The sequence below is a fragment of the Achromobacter sp. GW823-FHT04E03 genome (assembly GCF_058796095.1).
On sequence record NZ_JBXAIJ010000006.1, the window covers coordinates 78,835 to 92,303 of the forward strand.

At 65.0% G+C, this 13,469-nt stretch carries 18 protein-coding genes; 13 read left to right on the plus strand and 5 right to left on the minus strand.

The window, feature by feature from the left end:
• Positions 1–181: 181 nt before the first annotated feature.
• On the plus strand, positions 182–616 hold the full coding sequence (locus AC1RHV_RS29225; protein WP_054458230.1) for a GNAT family acetyltransferase: 435 nt from the start codon (positions 182–184) through the stop codon (positions 614–616).
• A 31-nt stretch (positions 617–647) separates the two neighbouring features.
• Here the strand turns inward: AC1RHV_RS29225 and AC1RHV_RS29230 are convergent, their stop codons facing one another.
• Both AC1RHV_RS29230 and AC1RHV_RS29235 read right to left on the minus strand, forming a co-directional pair.
• The gene (locus AC1RHV_RS29230; RefSeq protein WP_054458229.1) at positions 648–1,601 is read right to left on the minus strand and encodes a M14 family metallopeptidase; all 954 of its coding nucleotides are present in this window, start codon (positions 1,599–1,601) and stop codon (positions 648–650) included.
• 11 nt (positions 1,602–1,612) lie between these two features.
• Complete coding sequence (locus AC1RHV_RS29235) at positions 1,613–2,611, minus strand: Bug family tripartite tricarboxylate transporter substrate binding protein (protein WP_054458228.1); 999 nt, start codon at positions 2,609–2,611, stop codon at positions 1,613–1,615.
• A gap of 117 nt (positions 2,612–2,728) precedes the next feature.
• On the opposite strand from AC1RHV_RS29235, the gene AC1RHV_RS29240 reads away from it, so the two are divergent.
• From AC1RHV_RS29240 to AC1RHV_RS29250, 3 genes are all read left to right on the plus strand, one after another.
• Positions 2,729–3,592: a MurR/RpiR family transcriptional regulator gene (locus AC1RHV_RS29240; protein WP_054458227.1), complete on the plus strand. Its 864-nt coding sequence runs from the start codon at positions 2,729–2,731 to the stop codon at positions 3,590–3,592.
• 268 nt (positions 3,593–3,860) lie between these two features.
• Entirely contained in the window at positions 3,861–4,043 is a 183-nt protein-coding gene (locus tag AC1RHV_RS29245) for a hypothetical protein (RefSeq protein ID WP_225589211.1), read from the plus strand.
• Positions 4,044–4,163: 120 nt separating this feature from the next.
• Positions 4,164–4,757, plus strand: a complete 594-nt coding sequence (locus tag AC1RHV_RS29250) for a BPSL1445 family SYLF domain-containing lipoprotein (protein ID WP_054458225.1) — start codon at positions 4,164–4,166, stop codon at positions 4,755–4,757.
• 69 nt (positions 4,758–4,826) lie between these two features.
• Here the strand turns inward: AC1RHV_RS29250 and AC1RHV_RS29255 are convergent, their stop codons facing one another.
• A complete protein-coding gene (locus AC1RHV_RS29255; RefSeq protein ID WP_054458224.1) occupies positions 4,827–5,060 on the minus strand; it encodes a hypothetical protein in 234 nt (77 codons plus the stop codon).
• 100 nt (positions 5,061–5,160) lie between these two features.
• The gene (locus tag AC1RHV_RS29260; protein WP_006226939.1) at positions 5,161–5,631 is read right to left on the minus strand and encodes an Lrp/AsnC family transcriptional regulator; all 471 of its coding nucleotides are present in this window, start codon (positions 5,629–5,631) and stop codon (positions 5,161–5,163) included.
• 160 nt (positions 5,632–5,791) lie between these two features.
• Between AC1RHV_RS29260 and AC1RHV_RS29265 the strand changes: the two genes are divergently transcribed.
• The 6 genes from AC1RHV_RS29265 to AC1RHV_RS29290 all read left to right on the plus strand — a co-directional run bounded on the left by AC1RHV_RS29265 (position 5,792) and on the right by AC1RHV_RS29290 (position 9,960).
• Entirely contained in the window at positions 5,792–6,703 is a 912-nt protein-coding gene (locus tag AC1RHV_RS29265) for a DMT family transporter (RefSeq protein WP_054458223.1), read from the plus strand.
• A gap of 98 nt (positions 6,704–6,801) precedes the next feature.
• Positions 6,802–7,548 carry a sulfite exporter TauE/SafE family protein gene (locus AC1RHV_RS29270; protein WP_054458222.1) on the plus strand — a complete coding sequence of 249 codons (747 nt, stop codon included), beginning with the start codon at positions 6,802–6,804 and terminating at the stop codon, positions 7,546–7,548.
• 71 nt (positions 7,549–7,619) lie between these two features.
• Complete coding sequence (locus AC1RHV_RS29275; protein WP_054458221.1) at positions 7,620–7,844, plus strand: hypothetical protein; 225 nt, start codon at positions 7,620–7,622, stop codon at positions 7,842–7,844.
• A gap of 329 nt (positions 7,845–8,173) precedes the next feature.
• Entirely contained in the window at positions 8,174–8,386 is a 213-nt protein-coding gene (locus AC1RHV_RS29280; RefSeq protein WP_008159938.1) for a hypothetical protein, read from the plus strand.
• Between the two features lie 148 nt (positions 8,387–8,534).
• Entirely contained in the window at positions 8,535–9,641 is a 1,107-nt protein-coding gene (locus tag AC1RHV_RS29285; RefSeq protein WP_492302485.1) for an AGE family epimerase/isomerase, read from the plus strand.
• A 103-nt stretch (positions 9,642–9,744) separates the two neighbouring features.
• Positions 9,745–9,960 (plus strand): hypothetical protein, encoded by a 216-nt coding sequence (locus AC1RHV_RS29290; RefSeq protein ID WP_042792993.1) that lies wholly within the window; start codon positions 9,745–9,747, stop codon positions 9,958–9,960.
• A 127-nt stretch (positions 9,961–10,087) separates the two neighbouring features.
• Here the strand turns inward: AC1RHV_RS29290 and AC1RHV_RS29295 are convergent, their stop codons facing one another.
• Positions 10,088–11,020, minus strand: a complete 933-nt coding sequence (locus AC1RHV_RS29295) for a LysR substrate-binding domain-containing protein (protein WP_175182130.1) — start codon at positions 11,018–11,020, stop codon at positions 10,088–10,090.
• Between the two features lie 113 nt (positions 11,021–11,133).
• Here AC1RHV_RS29295 and AC1RHV_RS29300 point away from each other — a divergent pair, with 113 nt between their 5' ends.
• The 3 genes from AC1RHV_RS29300 (at position 11,134) to AC1RHV_RS29310 (ending at position 13,399) form a co-directional block, all read left to right on the plus strand.
• On the plus strand, positions 11,134–12,123 hold the full coding sequence (locus tag AC1RHV_RS29300) for a Bug family tripartite tricarboxylate transporter substrate binding protein (RefSeq protein WP_054458219.1): 990 nt from the start codon (positions 11,134–11,136) through the stop codon (positions 12,121–12,123).
• A gap of 2 nt (positions 12,124–12,125) precedes the next feature.
• Positions 12,126–12,995, plus strand: a complete 870-nt coding sequence (locus AC1RHV_RS29305) for an N-formylglutamate amidohydrolase (RefSeq protein WP_492302488.1) — start codon at positions 12,126–12,128, stop codon at positions 12,993–12,995.
• 71 nt (positions 12,996–13,066) lie between these two features.
• Complete coding sequence (locus AC1RHV_RS29310) at positions 13,067–13,399, plus strand: hypothetical protein (protein ID WP_054458217.1); 333 nt, start codon at positions 13,067–13,069, stop codon at positions 13,397–13,399.
• The last annotated feature ends 70 nt before the right edge of the window (positions 13,400–13,469 follow it).

The window sequence follows — 13,469 nt, forward strand, 5'->3', positions numbered from 1 at the left end:
GGCGCAGCCTACCGACGAATCACTCGACGCTTACGTTGAGTGGCTGGTCACGTCCCGGCGCCAAACCATCGGCGCCATATCCTGAAAGCCACGATACCCCTCGTGGCTTTTCTGTTTCTGGCTGGTCCCGCTGTCGAGGCGTATCGCAAGGCTTTCGTTGCCATCCTTGAAGGAACGAAGCATGAGTGCGCAAGACCTCGCCATCCGGCCCTACCATTCGACCGACGAAGCGGCCATCATCCAGCTGTGGCATGACTGCGGCCTGACCCGCCCATGGAACGACCCGCGCAAGGATATTGCGCGCAAGCTTGCGGTGCAGGCGGACTTGTTTCTGGTGGGAGAGGCGGACGGCGCGATCGTCGCGACGCTGATGGGCGGCTATGACGGCCATCGCGCCTGGATCAATTACCTGGCGGTATCGCCCGCGCATCAGCGCCGCGGTCATGCCACCGCACTGATGCAGGCGGTGGAGCGCCGGCTGCTGGAAATGGGTTGCCCCAAGATCAATCTGCTGATCCGGTCGGGCAATATTGCGGTGAAGGACTTCTACGCGACCCTGGGCTTTCAGCAGGACGAGGTCATCAGCCTGGGCAAGCGCCTGATTCCGGACCTTTGACGGATCCCGATCAGACGCTTGCGGATGGCGATCAGATCGCCACGGTCAGGTACACCGCTTCGCGACCCACGATGGGCATGCGCGTGGGCATGAAGATGGTGCAGTCGTCGCAGGGCGAACGGATTTCCTCGGTGCCGTTCATGGCGATGAGTTCACCCTTGGCGAAGGTTTCGAAGCCGATCACCGGACGGGTAAAGGTGAAGTCCTCGGACTTCACCATATGCACTTCGAGCAGGCGGTAGCGCTGCGGCGCGGGCGGGGGCGGCGTGCCGGCAGGCATGTCGATCAGGCCCGTGTGCGCGAGGAAGCGCAGCGTGACGTCGGTGGCCAGGTCGGCGGCGGATTGCGCGAAGTGCTGGCCGCATTCGACCACCAGCGAGCCGCTGCTGTCGGAGTGCGGATCGCCGTGGCGGCCGTAGCCCATGACGCCAGTGCCGGGGAAGAGGTCGGGCGGCATCACCAGATGCACCTGCGGCACGCCGACGGCGCTGGCCAGCGCCGTGTTGCGGTCCATCTCGGTGTAGACCCAGAAGGGTTGCACCGGCGCACGCGTGGAATGGATGTCCAGCACGAAGTCGGCGGCGTCCAGCACCGGACGCAGCTCGCGGGCGCGGCGCAGTTCTGGGCTGTCTTCCGGGCCGTCCAGCATGGCTGCGGACCAGATGCGGTTCAGGTTGTGGACGAGCTGGCGGTTCTCGTAGGGGTTCTCGATATCGAAGGCTTCATAGGCTTCGACGTGCGCGAAGCTGACGGTGAGCGTGCCGATCTTGGGGCGCACGCCCGAGTCCAGCAGATGGGTCGCAGCCACCATGCCGCAGATTTCGTTGCCGTGCGTGATGGCGTTGATCAGCACGTGCGGGCCGGGACGGCCCGACTCGAACCGGTGCACGTAGGGGATGCCGACATTGCCCTCGCGATAGGCCGAGAGATCGCGCGGCAGGACTTCGAGCGGGGCGGTGTCGGGTTCGAAAGCGGGATTTTTCATGGGAGTAAGGCCTATTCAGGACGGATGCCGGCGCGGTCGATCAGGTCTTTGTACAACGCCAGGCGCTCGGACATCATGGCGGTGAACTGTTGCGGAGTCTGGTTCTCGGGGGGCAGCGCGCCGGCCTTTTCCAGGGATTGCGGCATGCCGTCCTCGGTGGCGGCGGTGCGCACGGCGGCCAGCAGCTTCTGGACGATGTCGGGCGGCGTGCCTGCGGGCGCGGCCAGGCCGATCCACGACATGGAATTGAGCACGGGGTAACCCAGTTCCTCGAAGGTCGGCACGTCGGGCAGGGAGTCCAGGCGTTTTGGCGCGGCCACCGCCAGCGCGCGCATCTTGCCGACCTGGATGTGGGGCAGGAAGGGCGCGAGGTTGTCCAGCGCGAACTGCGCCTGGTCGGACAGCAACGCGTTGATCAGCGGCGCGCCGCCGCGATAGGGCACGTGCACGGCCTGCAGCTGCAGGGTGTTCTTCAGCAGTTCGGCGTTGAGCTGGCCCATGCTGCCGATGCCTGCGGTGGCATAGTGCAACTGGTCGGGGCGCGCCTTCAGCAGCGCCACGAACTCCGCCAGGTTGCGGGCCGGCACGGCGGCATTGGTCACCAGCACATTGGGCGTGCGCGACAGCTGCGAGATCGAGACGAAGTCCTTGATCGGGTCGTAGCCCAGGTCATTGCGCATCAGCGGGTTGGCCAGGTGCGAGCTTTGCGAGGACGCGACCAGCGTGTAGCCGTCCGGCGCGGCGCGCGCGACGCGCTTGCTGCCGATGGCGCCGCCCGCGCCGTCGCGGTTCTCGATGATGACGCTGGTACCCAGCGCCTTGCCCAGGGCGTCCGCGTACAGTCGGCCGATCAGGTCGACGGAGCCGCCCGCAGGGAAGGGGACGACCAGCGTGATGGGGCGCGAAGGATAGGCGTCGGCGCGCGCGGCCAGCGGCAGCAAGGCGGCGCCCAGACCGGCCAGGATCAGGCTGCGGCGGATCGAGGACGGTCCCTGCGATTGATGCTTCATGGAATTCTCTTGTGGTGACTGCGGGTTTGGTCTAATTTGCAATGAAGATTGCAGGCAGCAATATAAGATGCAATGTGTATTGTGAAATTTGGGGTTATCACCTAGGGCCATGCAAGGATGAACCTGCACCAACGTATTGCCGGCTACGGCCGCAAGCTCAGCAAGAGCGAACAATTGCTGGTCGAGGAGATGCAGGCGCGCTATCCGCAAAGCCTGCTGGAATCGGCGACGGCGCTGGCCAGGCAGGTCGGCACCAGCGCTTCCACCGTGGTGCGCCTGTTGGCCAAGCTCGGCTACGAAAGCTACGCGCAGGCCCAGATGGAGGCGCGCACGGAAGTGACGGCGCGCCTGGCCTCGCCCGGCGAGCGCGCGGACGCGGTGGGCTCGGACAAACCGTCGGCGCGCGCCTGCCTGCATAACGCCTTGCTGCATGACCAGCACAACCTGAAGGAGACCTACGCGTCGATCGACGTGGCCGCCTTCGAGGCTGCCGTCCGACTGCTGACGCAGCGCAAGGGGCGGGTGCATGTGCTGGGGCTACGCCAGGCCGCGCCGCTGGCCAGCCACGTGGCGCTGTACTTGAACCTGTGCCTGCCTTCGGTCAAGCCCATGGTCGCCGCCGGTCCGCTGTTCCTGGAAGACCAACTGCTCTGGATCGACGAGGCCGACGTGCTGCTGGCGTTTACCTTCAGGCGCTATTCGGTTGCCGCGGCCAAGGCGGTGCAGTATTTCCGGCAGCGAGGCGGCAAGGTGATTCTGATCACCGATTCGGCGTCGGCGCCCGCCGCGGCCTCGGCACACCACGTGCTGATAGCGCGCAGTTCCAGCGCGTCGCCATTCGATTCCTACACTGCGGCCTTTTCCGTCTGCAATGCCTTGCTGGCGGCGGTTGCGCAGCGCAGCAAACAGGCCTTGGGCGCGGCTCTGGAGCGCGGCGAAGGCTTGTGGGACGCGCAATGGATACGTCCGCCGGGCGGCTGAAAGATGCTGCTCGCACCGTTCTTGCGGCGAGCGCGAAAGGCCAGGATTTGGACCGATTTTCGGCCATTTGGATGAGCTTCAAGATGCGTTCGCACTACCTGCTCTAGTACTTCATAACTCCTTGAAAACATTACTTTTCAAGCCAAAAATTTTTTGGCATATTGCGGCCGGGAAAAACAATTTCGAGGAGCAAGGAATGGGCGCGTGGCCACAGCGTCATATTGATGGATTCGAGGTGGAATGTCAGGTCATCCGGCTGGATACCGGCATGTTGGCGATCGAGGTAGCGGTGTGCCGGAGGGTGGAAGGCGAATTCGAGCGGCGTTGGTCGCTGCCGCGTTTCGTGACCTTCGAGGATCCTGGGACGGCAAGACGCCACGCCGAACTGGTGCTGTCGGGCATCGTGTCGGTGGACGAAGCCACGGGCGAACCGCGCTACGGCATTCTGTAGCGGCGGGCCGGACCCGCAGCGGCAGGCAGGGTTTTGTTTCTTTTCACACAATCGCGTGCTTTGCGCTGGCGGATTTGCCCGGTACATTGGTGTAGGGTGACAACAACAAAGGAGAGTTCCATGTTTGATACTTTTCCTGTCTTGCGTCGTGTCGGCCTGGCCGCCGCGGCGATCGGCGTGGCCGGCCTGATGTTCACGGGTTGCACCACCAACAGTTCCAAGTCAGAGGCCACCGCGACCGAACAGCGCCAATCGTTGAACAGTGCGGCCGACGCCACCTTGGGCAAGCTCTATCAAGCGTCGCCGCAGTCCAGGGAACTGGTCGCCCGCGCCCGAGGCGTGCTGATTTTTCCTGATGTGTTGAGCGGCAGCTTCATCATCGGGGCCGAGCATGGCAAGGGCGTGCTGCGCGTGGGCAGTTCCACCGCCGGCTACTACAGCACCACGGCGGGTTCCGTCGGCTTCCAGGCGGGGGCGCAGTCCAAGGCGATGGTGCTGTTGTTCATGACGGATGAGGCGCTTGCCAAGTTCCGCAACAGCAGCGGCTGGACCGTGGGCGCCGATGCGACGGTTGCGGTTGTCAATGTGGGCGCCAACGGCCGCATCGACACCAACACGGCACAACAACCCATCGTCGGCTTCGTGATGAACAACGGCGGCCTGATGGCAGGCGTGTCCCTGGCCGGTACCAAGATCTCCAAACTGAATCTTTGAACGGGCCTGCCAAGCAAAACGCCGCGGATGTTCTCCGCGGCGTTTTTGTTTGGCGCGTCTGCCGGCGCTTCAGCCCATGAGCGTGTCGCCGTTGTTGCGCACCGAGCTCTCGCGCTGCATTTCGGCGGCTTCGATGTCCGGGTCCAGGCCGCGCCAGCGTCTGATCCGGCCGCGATCCTGTTCGGGCTCCCAGCCGAGCAGGCCGTAGCGCGTGATTTCGGTTTGACCCGTTTCGAATTCCACTTCGAAGTAGCCCTGACGATCGGGTAGCGTGCCGCCGGGGAACCAGTCGGTTTCAGGCATGGTGTTCTCCTTGCTAGGCGATGGGAGGGGCGCCGGCGCGGGGCGCGGCGCTTTCATTGTGGAGGGGCGCCACGGATCCCGCAAGTTGCCGCCGCGGGCTTCACGCGAGCGGGACGGCGGTGGTGTACAGCACCTGCTTCAAGGCGAAGCTGGAACGGATGCTGGCGACGCCCGGGATGCGGGTGATGTGTTCGACGATCAGCCGCTCCAGCGCGTCCACGTCAGGCACCAGGGCGCGTATCAGGTAGTCGGCGTCGCCCGACATGAGGTAGCACTCCATGATTTCCGGCAGGACCGCGATTTCGCGTTCGAACACGTCCAGCGCCGCCTTGCGCTGCTTGTCCAGCGAGATCTGGATGAATACGTTGACCTTCAGGCCCAGCTTGCGCGCGTTGAGCAGCGTGACGCGGCGGTCGATCAGGCCCTCGGTTTCGAGCCGGCGCACGCGCGCCAGACAGGGAGAGGCAGACAGGTTCACGCGCGCGGCGAGTTCGACATTGGTCAGCCGCGCATCGCGCTGGAGTTCGTTGAGGATACGGATGTCGGTGGCATCCAGGTTGATTTCCGGCATAAGTCACCCAGTTACGGTCATTCAGCAATTCATCTGTGCTGAGTATGACGGGTATCTCCCTTGAATGCAGTGAAATATGCTGGGGTTAACCCTATAGACTATTCCATCATTTGGTAATTGTGCCAAAGCGCGGAATATTCAAGCAGTAGATTGGGCAGTAATGAGTCAGCAGAGCACGTTGGGCAGGTTTTTGCCGCTGGTCGGCGCGGTCGCCATCTGGGGCGGCAATTGGCCCGTCATGAAGCTGGGGCTGACGCACATGAGCCCGCTGTGGCTGGCCGCCAGCCGGTTCGGCTCGGCCGCGCTGATCAGCGCGCTGGTGCTGGGCATGCTGGGCCGCCTGCGCCTGCCGACACGGCAGGAAATGCCGCTGGTGGCGGGTGTGGCGCTGCTGCAGATGGGGGCGTTCACGGCGCTGGCGCTATGGGCGATGCAATACGTGGCGCCGGGACGCGCGTCCGTGATCGCCTACGCCACTTCCATCTGGGTGATTCCCCTGTCCTCGCTGATCCTGAAGGAGCGCCTGTCGATGGCGCAATGGCTGGCGACGGGGCTGAGCTATGCCGGCATCGCCGTCATCGTCGCGCCCGCGTTCAGCCCTTGGCAGGCGCACACCGTGGTCGGCCTGGCCATGTTGCTGGGTGCGTCCTTTGCGTGGGCCTGCAATATCATCCAGCTGCGCGGCTACCGGCATATCCGCCTGGGCGCGGACATGATTCCCTGGCAGACCGCCATCGCGGCGCTGCCGCTGGCCGCGCTGGCGTGGATGCGCGATGGCGCGCCCGTTTTCCTGGCGCAGCCCGAGGCATGGCCCGTGATCCTGTACACCGGTCCGCTGGCTACCGCGCTGACCTTCATCGTGGTGCTGGGCATGACGCAGAAGATGCCGCCGGTGGCGACCTCGATCGCCATGCTGTGCGTGCCGGTGATCGGATTGATCGTGTCGTCGCTGGTGTTCCAGGAGCGCATCTCGGCCGACCTGGCGCTGGGCTTGGCCCTGATCGGTGCCAGCGTGGCGGCGTCGGCGGCGGCGACGCGCCTGAAGCGGCCGCTGGCGCTGCGGGCTTCCTAGCCCGTCAGTACGCCGCAGGCGCGAAACCGGCCATCGGCGCGTTCTAGAATGTCGAGCGCCGGAACCGTTCCGGCTTCTCTTGCAGGCGTGCGGCGGGTATGGATTCCTTATATGTGCTGGTCGCGGCGGGCGCCATGGCCGCCGGTTTCGTGCAGGGCCTCTCGGGCTTCGGCTTCGGCATGGTGGCCATGTCGTTCTGGGCCTGGACGATAGATCCCAAACTCGCGGCTGCGATGGTGGTGTTCGGCTCGCTGACCGGCCAGTTGCTGGCCGCGTTCACGATGCGCCGCGGATTCACGATGGCGCACCTGCTGCCCTTCGTGGCGGGCGGATTGCTGGGGATTCCGCTGGGCGTCAAGCTGCTGCCCTATCTGGATCCGCTGATGTTCAAGGCGCTGGTCGGCGGACTGCTGGCGGTCTGGTGTCCGGTGATGCTGTTCGCGACGCGCTTGCCGCCTATCACGGCGGGTGGACGATGGGCCGACGGCGTGGTGGGAGCGATGGGCGGCGTCATGGGCGGCATAGGCGGCTTCACTGGCGTCATTCCGACTTTGTGGTGCACCTTGCGTCGCTTTGACCGCGACGTGCAGCGCGCGGTGATCCAGAACTTCAACCTGTCGATGTTGGTCGTGACGATGGCGAGCTATGTCTACACCGGCGTGGTGACGCGCGACATGCTGCCGCTCTTTGCGGTGATCGTGCCGGCGATGCTGGTGCCGACCTTGTGGGGCACGCGCGTCTACGTGGGCATCAGCGACGTTGCGTTTCGCCGCATCGTGCTGGGCCTGCTGACCGTTTCGGGCGTGGCGCTGCTGGCGTCGTCCTTGCCCAAGCTGCTTGCCTAGCGACTTTTACAGGTCGCCAGGGCGGGGCATGGCAACATGCTATCGTTGGGTATTCAAGAGAGAATCACCGCATGGCATTGCACCGTTTCGAGAAAGGCGAGTTGGGACATTGGCTGCGCATCGTGGCCGACAATTGCGAACCCGGCGCTGCCCAGACTGAAGTGCCCGCCCACGTGGCGCAGGCGCTGGAGACGTTGCGTTGCATTGCAGCCGACGCCGACGGCCGCTGGCTGATCACCGAGAAGGGCAAGCTCGCCCTGCGCATGGAAGAGCCGGGCGCCATCCATTTGCGCTAACCCGCAAAATCCAATTATGTCGACAGCAGGCGCGGCCCGGGGCCGCCCTCCGCGTTTCGCCGCGTCTTGACCGTTTGGCGCGGGGATTTCCACACAATTTGCGAATGTTTTCGCAGTATTTCGCGAGTTCGCGACCAATAGGGCCGTGCTACGGGAATTTCCTGAGACGGAATGCGCGATTTGGCTGCTTTTCGACGTATCGCGACCCACGAGTCGCCAGTAAGATGAACTTGCGTGACGTTTGCAGGTCTATTCATTTGCGCGGGGATTCTGCCCCCGCAACGTCACGCGTGGTTCACGCGTTTAGGTAACCGACTGGGAGGTAGCACATGCAGCATCGTGACCAGGAAGTTCTGATCGACGTTTCCACAGCGGCCATGGATACCGGCGGATATGGCGTACTGCTGACGGTTACGGCCGAGGGCGGCACCGAAGTGGATGCCGCGTTTTCCCACTTGGGCAACTGCGCTTCGTTGGACGAAGCACGCGATCGCGCGGAAGTATTCGCGCAGAACTGGGTAGAGGAAAACATCTTCCGATAGGGCGCCACGCCCTGGACGGAGCTGATCGGCGGGACCGGTCTGTGTGAGCATGACGCTTCGGAGAATACTCAAAGGTTTGCGACGAAAATTTCGGTTATCGTTGCTGCTCCAAAATCTGGGGCCCTCATTGGGTATGCGCCGTTCCAAGATGACTGCCGCACAGACCAACTCTTCACTTGCGGAACACATCCGCGCATTCCGCGACCATTTTGATTCCGTTGTCCTGCCCCTTTGGATGGGGCAGGGTTTCAATGGCGCGCTGGGTCTGCCTTATGAATCGCTGGACGCGGCGACGGGCGTTGCGCTGCCGGTCGAGCGCTACCGCGCCATGGCTTGCGCGCGCCAGCTCTACGTTTTTTCGGAAGCGCCGGGCGACGCTGCGGGCGCGCATGCAGATGTGCTGTTCGAATCGCTGCGGCGCGTATTCCGCGACGAGCTTCACGGAGGCTGGCGCTATAGCGTGGACGCCGCGGCGCATCCGCTCGATGACACGCAGGACCTGTACACCCACGCGTTCATCGTGCTGGCCTGCGCCGCCTATTTCCGCCGCAGCCGCAATGCCGATGCGCGCAAGCTCATGCTGTCGACTTCCTCGACCATCGAGGCGCGCTTCAAGACCGCCGACGGGCTGTATCACGCGGCGCTCAGCGCCGACCTGAGCCAGCCTCTGCGCGCGCCCGCGCAGAATCCCATGATGCATCTGACCGAGGCCTACCTGGCCGCAGCCCAGGTCGCGGAGCCGGCGCTGTACGCGCAGCGCCTGCGCGGCCTGGCGCAAGGCATCAGCCATTTCTTCGTGCATGCGGCCTCGCAGTGCATCGCGGAAGAGCGGCAAGGCTCGGCCGGCAACCGGCTGGAGCCCGGGCATCAGTTCGAGTGGCTGTCGCTGGTGCAAGGCTCGGCCGACGTTTTCGACGGCCTGGAGCTGACGGAGTCGCTGCCGCGCGCTGTGCGCTGGTCGCGCCGCCATGGTGTGGACGCGGGCGGAGTGGTGGCGTCGTTGGACGAGTCCGGCGCCGTGATCGACGATACGCGCCGGATCTGGGCGCAGACCGAGTACCTGCGGGTGCTCGGCGTGCTGGGCGACCTGCCCGCGCTGGAGGCCGGCGTGGCCATGTTCCGCGCGCGTTTCCTGCACCCCGGCGGCTGGTACGAATGCCTGGACACGGAAGGAGCGGTGGTGCGCAAGGACATGCCGTCGACCTCTCCGTATCACCTGGCAACCTGCCTGGCGGCCCTGCCCACTGTTGTTTAATTGTGGCGTTAACAATATTTTTTGGATTTAGGGGCCTGATTCGATAGAAAAGTATTGGTGGAATCCCTTACAATTTAGTTACTAAAATTGTAGGGAAGCACCAATGAGCGTTATGTGCCTGGCTTGCCAACGCATTAACCCCGGGCTTGCAGGCGTTGCGCCGCATGCCCATCTGGGACACCAGGGGTTCACCAATCCCACGCAGAAAGGCCGTGAAGAAAGCCGTGAAGACCATTTCCGCTGCCTGAATTGCGGCGCGAAATGGCTGCGCGAGACCGACAAATGGGGCGTGGACCTCGGGTTCAAGCTCGCACCCTGAGCATTTTCGACCGCGCCGGCAGCATGGCGCAGACCCCCGCAGCGGGCTCCAGATCGGGAGCCCGTTTTCATTTTGTAGTATTCCCGCGCAGGACGCCGGCAACGGGTTGTGTCCGCAGGCTAGGCGCTCAGGCTGGGCTGGCGGCGATTACGTCGGGATCCTGCCCGGCGGTTTCCAGCAGCCATCGCCGGAAACAAGCCAGCGCGTAATGGTCGCGGCGCTGGGCCGGGGCGCATAGATGGTAGCCACGGTCGATGCGGATGGGCAGGTCGGGAAACGGGGCCACCACGCGTCCGGCCTGCAGGTCGTCGCGGACCAGGCAGCGCTGCAGCACGGCGATGCCCATGTCGGCCATGACGGCGCGAACCAGGATGGAAACCTGGTCAAAGCCATTGGAAAGCTGGACCGAGGCGCGCGGCACGCCGGCGGCGGCCAGCCACTGCGCCCAGTTGTCCATGCCATTCGAGTGATACAGCAGCGGTTCCCCGAGCAGGCCGGCTGGCGTGTCCCAGAGTCCCTGCGCGCGCCGGGCCGCCAGACGGGCGGGGTGGCAGATCACGACCAACTCGCGCCCGATCACGTAGTCCACCTGCCAGCCCGGCCATTGCTCCGGCATGCCGGACAGGATGCTGGCATCGGGCGTCTCACCCGAAAAATCTTCGTTGCGGCGGTAGGCCGCGAAGCTGAGCTGGATATCCGGATGGCGCGCATGAAAGTCGGACAGGCGGGGCACCAGCCAGGCGCTGGCCAGCGTCGGCACCGTCGACAGCGTCAGGCGCAGGCGACGGTCATTGGCGCGCAATCCGGCGCTGAGCGACTCGATCTGCTGCAGCGGGCCTAGCGTGCCGTCGTACAGGCGGCGTCCGGTTTCAGTCAGGGTCAGGCCATGGGCGTTGCGATGCATCAGCGGCTGGCCGAAATGCGCTTCCAGTCGGGAAATGGCGCGGCTGACGGCGCCCTGGGTGACGCACAAGACCTCCGCGGCGCGGGTGAAGCTGCCCAGGCGTGCCGCCGTCACGAAGGCGTGCAGTTCGGACATGGAGGGCGAGTGCAGTCGCATCTAGCATGACCATTGGTAATGAAGCCGTGCAATATAGTCGTTTGAAAGGGGATCGTAAAGTTCGGACACTGGCGGCCTTGTCGACTGACCTTCAACTTTCGGAGTCATCCCCCATGTCCCGCCGCCTCCTGGGCCGGTCCGCGCGCTTCGCGCTCGCCGGCATGTTCGCCACGTTGTCCTTTGCCGGCATCGCCCAAGCTGCCGACTATCCCGCCCGCCCCATCAAGCTGGTGGTGCCGTTCGCCGCTGGCGGTTCGACCGACATCGTGGCGCGCCTGGTGGCCGAGTACGCCGGCCGCGACCTGAAGCAGACCATCGTGGTCGAGAACAAGGCCGGCGCCGGCGGTTCCATGGGCATGGAGCAGGTGGCCCGCGCCACGCCCGACGGCTACACCATCGGCATGGCCACGATGAGCACGCACGGCTCGAACCCGGCTGTGTTCCGCAAGATGAACTACGACCCGGTGAAGGACTTCGTGCCGGTGGCCAACGTGGTTGCCGTGCCCAGCATCTTCGCGATCAATCCGGGCCTGCCGGCCAAGAATATGGCCGAGTTCGTGGCCCTGGCCAAGAAACAGCCGGAGCGCTATAGCTTCGCCTCGCCGGGCGTGGGCTCGCTGGGCCATGTGAACATCGAGAACTTCATGATGCTGTCCGGCATCAAGCTGCTGCACGTGCCGTACCGCGGCGCGGGTCCGGCGTTGAATGACGTGATGGGCGGGCAGGTGGACGCGATCACCGACAACCTGTCCTCGACCCTGCCGCAGGTGCAGGGCGGCAAGCTGCGCGCGCTGGCCGTGCTGGGCGCCGAACGCTCGCCGCTGTTGCCCGACGTGCCGACCTACATCGAGCTGGGATACCCCGACATGGGTACGGGCGGCTGGTTCGGCCTGGTGGCGCCCGCCGGCACCCCGCCGGCCGTGATCGAACGCCTGAACAAGGCGGTGCGCGCGGCCCAGGACGATCCGGAATTCCGCAAGAAGGCCGAGGAAGTGGGTGGTACGCTGGTGCGCACCACGCCCCAGGAATTCGAGGCGCAGATCCAGCAGGCCCTGGCACGCTACGCCAAGGTCGCCAAGACTGCCAACATTCAGGCTGATTGACGATGACCCACGCCGACTTCGACGCTGTTTCCGTACACGAGCCCACGGGCCCGGCCTTGCCGCTGGTTTGCGATTCGCCGCATAGCGGCGAGCGCTATCCCGACGATTTCGGCGCCGCGGCCACCCTGGCGCAATTGCGCCAGGGCGAGGACACGCACGTGGACGCGTTGTGGTCGGCGGCGCCGGCCCTGGGCGCGACGCTGATCGCCGCGAACTTTCCGCGCGTCTATATCGATCCCAACCGCACGCTGCAGGACCTGGACCCGGAGCTGCTGGTGCAACCCTGGCCCGAGCCGCTGGACCCGGGCGAGAAGACCCGCCTGGGCAAGGGTTTGATCTGGCGCAGGATGGACAGGTCCACGCCGATCTACGACCGCAAGCTGACGCTGGCCGAAGTGCGCCACCGCATCCAGGCGTATTACGAGCCCTACCACGCGGCGCTGTCGCAGGCGATCCAGCAGGTGCGGCAGCGTTTTGGCGCGGTCTGGCACCTGAACCTGCACTCCATGCCCAACGACGCCTACGAGCGCCTGGGCCGCAAGAGCGAGCATCCGCTGGCGGACTTTGTGCTGGGCGACCGCGACGGCACCACCTGCGAGCCGGAGTTCATCGCCCTGATCGAGACCGCTTTGCGCGGCAAGGGCTACACCGTGGCGCGCAACGACCCCTACAAAGGCGTGCAGTTGATCGCGCAGATCGGCCAGCCGGCCTTGAATCGGCACAGCTTGCAGGTGGAGATCCGCCGTCCGCTGTACATGGACGAAGCCACGCGCGAGCGCAACGCCGGCTTCGCGCCGCTGCAGGCGGACCTGTCCGACGTGCTGGCCCAGGTGGCGGCCTACGTGCGTGCGCGCCAGGCGGCGCTGGCTTAAGTTTTTCCGCGGCGGGCCGTAGTCGGTAACAAGGAACCGCGCTTTTTTGGGCGCGGCCACACGGAACCGCAATGGCTGAGAAGATCATCAACGGATTTTCGGTGCTCGCGTACGCGACCCAACCCGAGGGGCGCGTGCCGCCGCGCGCTTTCATCGAAACGCGGCGGTTGCCGAAGAAAAAGAGCCAGGCCGAACGGGACGCGCAAGCGGCAGCCCAGGCCGATGCGCCAGCGCCACCGGATGACGCCGTGCAGCAGGAAGCCGAGCCCGACACCCAGGCTTTCGAGATCTTCATCAGCCGACGCTTCCGCAGCACGGTCGAGGCCATGTCGGCCGCGCGCAACGCGCTGGACCGCGTCAAGCAGGTCGACGAGGACGGCGTTCCGGACCACTTGCCCGAATAGTCCAGCCCCTGGGCGGCCATGCGTCGCCCATATTGTTATCCCGACTTTGTATTTGTCTAACCCCTGAGCG

Excerpts from the sequence above, each read along its gene's own strand:
- AC1RHV_RS29270 (WP_054458222.1), top strand. The coding sequence starts at position 6,802 with ATGGATTCCTTATATGTGCTGGTCGCGGCGGGCGCCATGGCCGCCGGT.
- AC1RHV_RS29255 (WP_054458224.1), bottom strand. The coding sequence starts at position 5,060 with ATGCCTGAAACCGACTGGTTCCCCGGCGGCACGCTACCCGATCGTCAG.
- AC1RHV_RS29260 (WP_006226939.1), bottom strand. The coding sequence starts at position 5,631 with ATGCCGGAAATCAACCTGGATGCCACCGACATCCGTATCCTCAACGAA.
- AC1RHV_RS29310 (WP_054458217.1), top strand. The coding sequence starts at position 13,067 with ATGGCTGAGAAGATCATCAACGGATTTTCGGTGCTCGCGTACGCGACC.
- AC1RHV_RS29305 (WP_492302488.1), top strand. The coding sequence starts at position 12,126 with ATGACCCACGCCGACTTCGACGCTGTTTCCGTACACGAGCCCACGGGC.
- AC1RHV_RS29240 (WP_054458227.1), top strand. The coding sequence starts at position 2,729 with ATGAACCTGCACCAACGTATTGCCGGCTACGGCCGCAAGCTCAGCAAG.
- AC1RHV_RS29245 (WP_225589211.1), top strand. The coding sequence starts at position 3,861 with ATGTTGGCGATCGAGGTAGCGGTGTGCCGGAGGGTGGAAGGCGAATTC.
- AC1RHV_RS29250 (WP_054458225.1), top strand. The coding sequence starts at position 4,164 with ATGTTTGATACTTTTCCTGTCTTGCGTCGTGTCGGCCTGGCCGCCGCG.
- AC1RHV_RS29265 (WP_054458223.1), top strand. The coding sequence starts at position 5,792 with ATGAGTCAGCAGAGCACGTTGGGCAGGTTTTTGCCGCTGGTCGGCGCG.
- AC1RHV_RS29285 (WP_492302485.1), top strand. The coding sequence starts at position 8,535 with ATGACTGCCGCACAGACCAACTCTTCACTTGCGGAACACATCCGCGCA.
- AC1RHV_RS29230 (WP_054458229.1), bottom strand. The coding sequence starts at position 1,601 with ATGAAAAATCCCGCTTTCGAACCCGACACCGCCCCGCTCGAAGTCCTG.
- AC1RHV_RS29295 (WP_175182130.1), bottom strand. The coding sequence starts at position 11,020 with ATGCGACTGCACTCGCCCTCCATGTCCGAACTGCACGCCTTCGTGACG.
- AC1RHV_RS29235 (WP_054458228.1), bottom strand. The coding sequence starts at position 2,611 with ATGAAGCATCAATCGCAGGGACCGTCCTCGATCCGCCGCAGCCTGATC.
- AC1RHV_RS29300 (WP_054458219.1), top strand. The coding sequence starts at position 11,134 with ATGTCCCGCCGCCTCCTGGGCCGGTCCGCGCGCTTCGCGCTCGCCGGC.
- AC1RHV_RS29280 (WP_008159938.1), top strand. The coding sequence starts at position 8,174 with ATGCAGCATCGTGACCAGGAAGTTCTGATCGACGTTTCCACAGCGGCC.
- AC1RHV_RS29275 (WP_054458221.1), top strand. The coding sequence starts at position 7,620 with ATGGCATTGCACCGTTTCGAGAAAGGCGAGTTGGGACATTGGCTGCGC.
- AC1RHV_RS29290 (WP_042792993.1), top strand. The coding sequence starts at position 9,745 with ATGAGCGTTATGTGCCTGGCTTGCCAACGCATTAACCCCGGGCTTGCA.
- AC1RHV_RS29225 (WP_054458230.1), top strand. The coding sequence starts at position 182 with ATGAGTGCGCAAGACCTCGCCATCCGGCCCTACCATTCGACCGACGAA.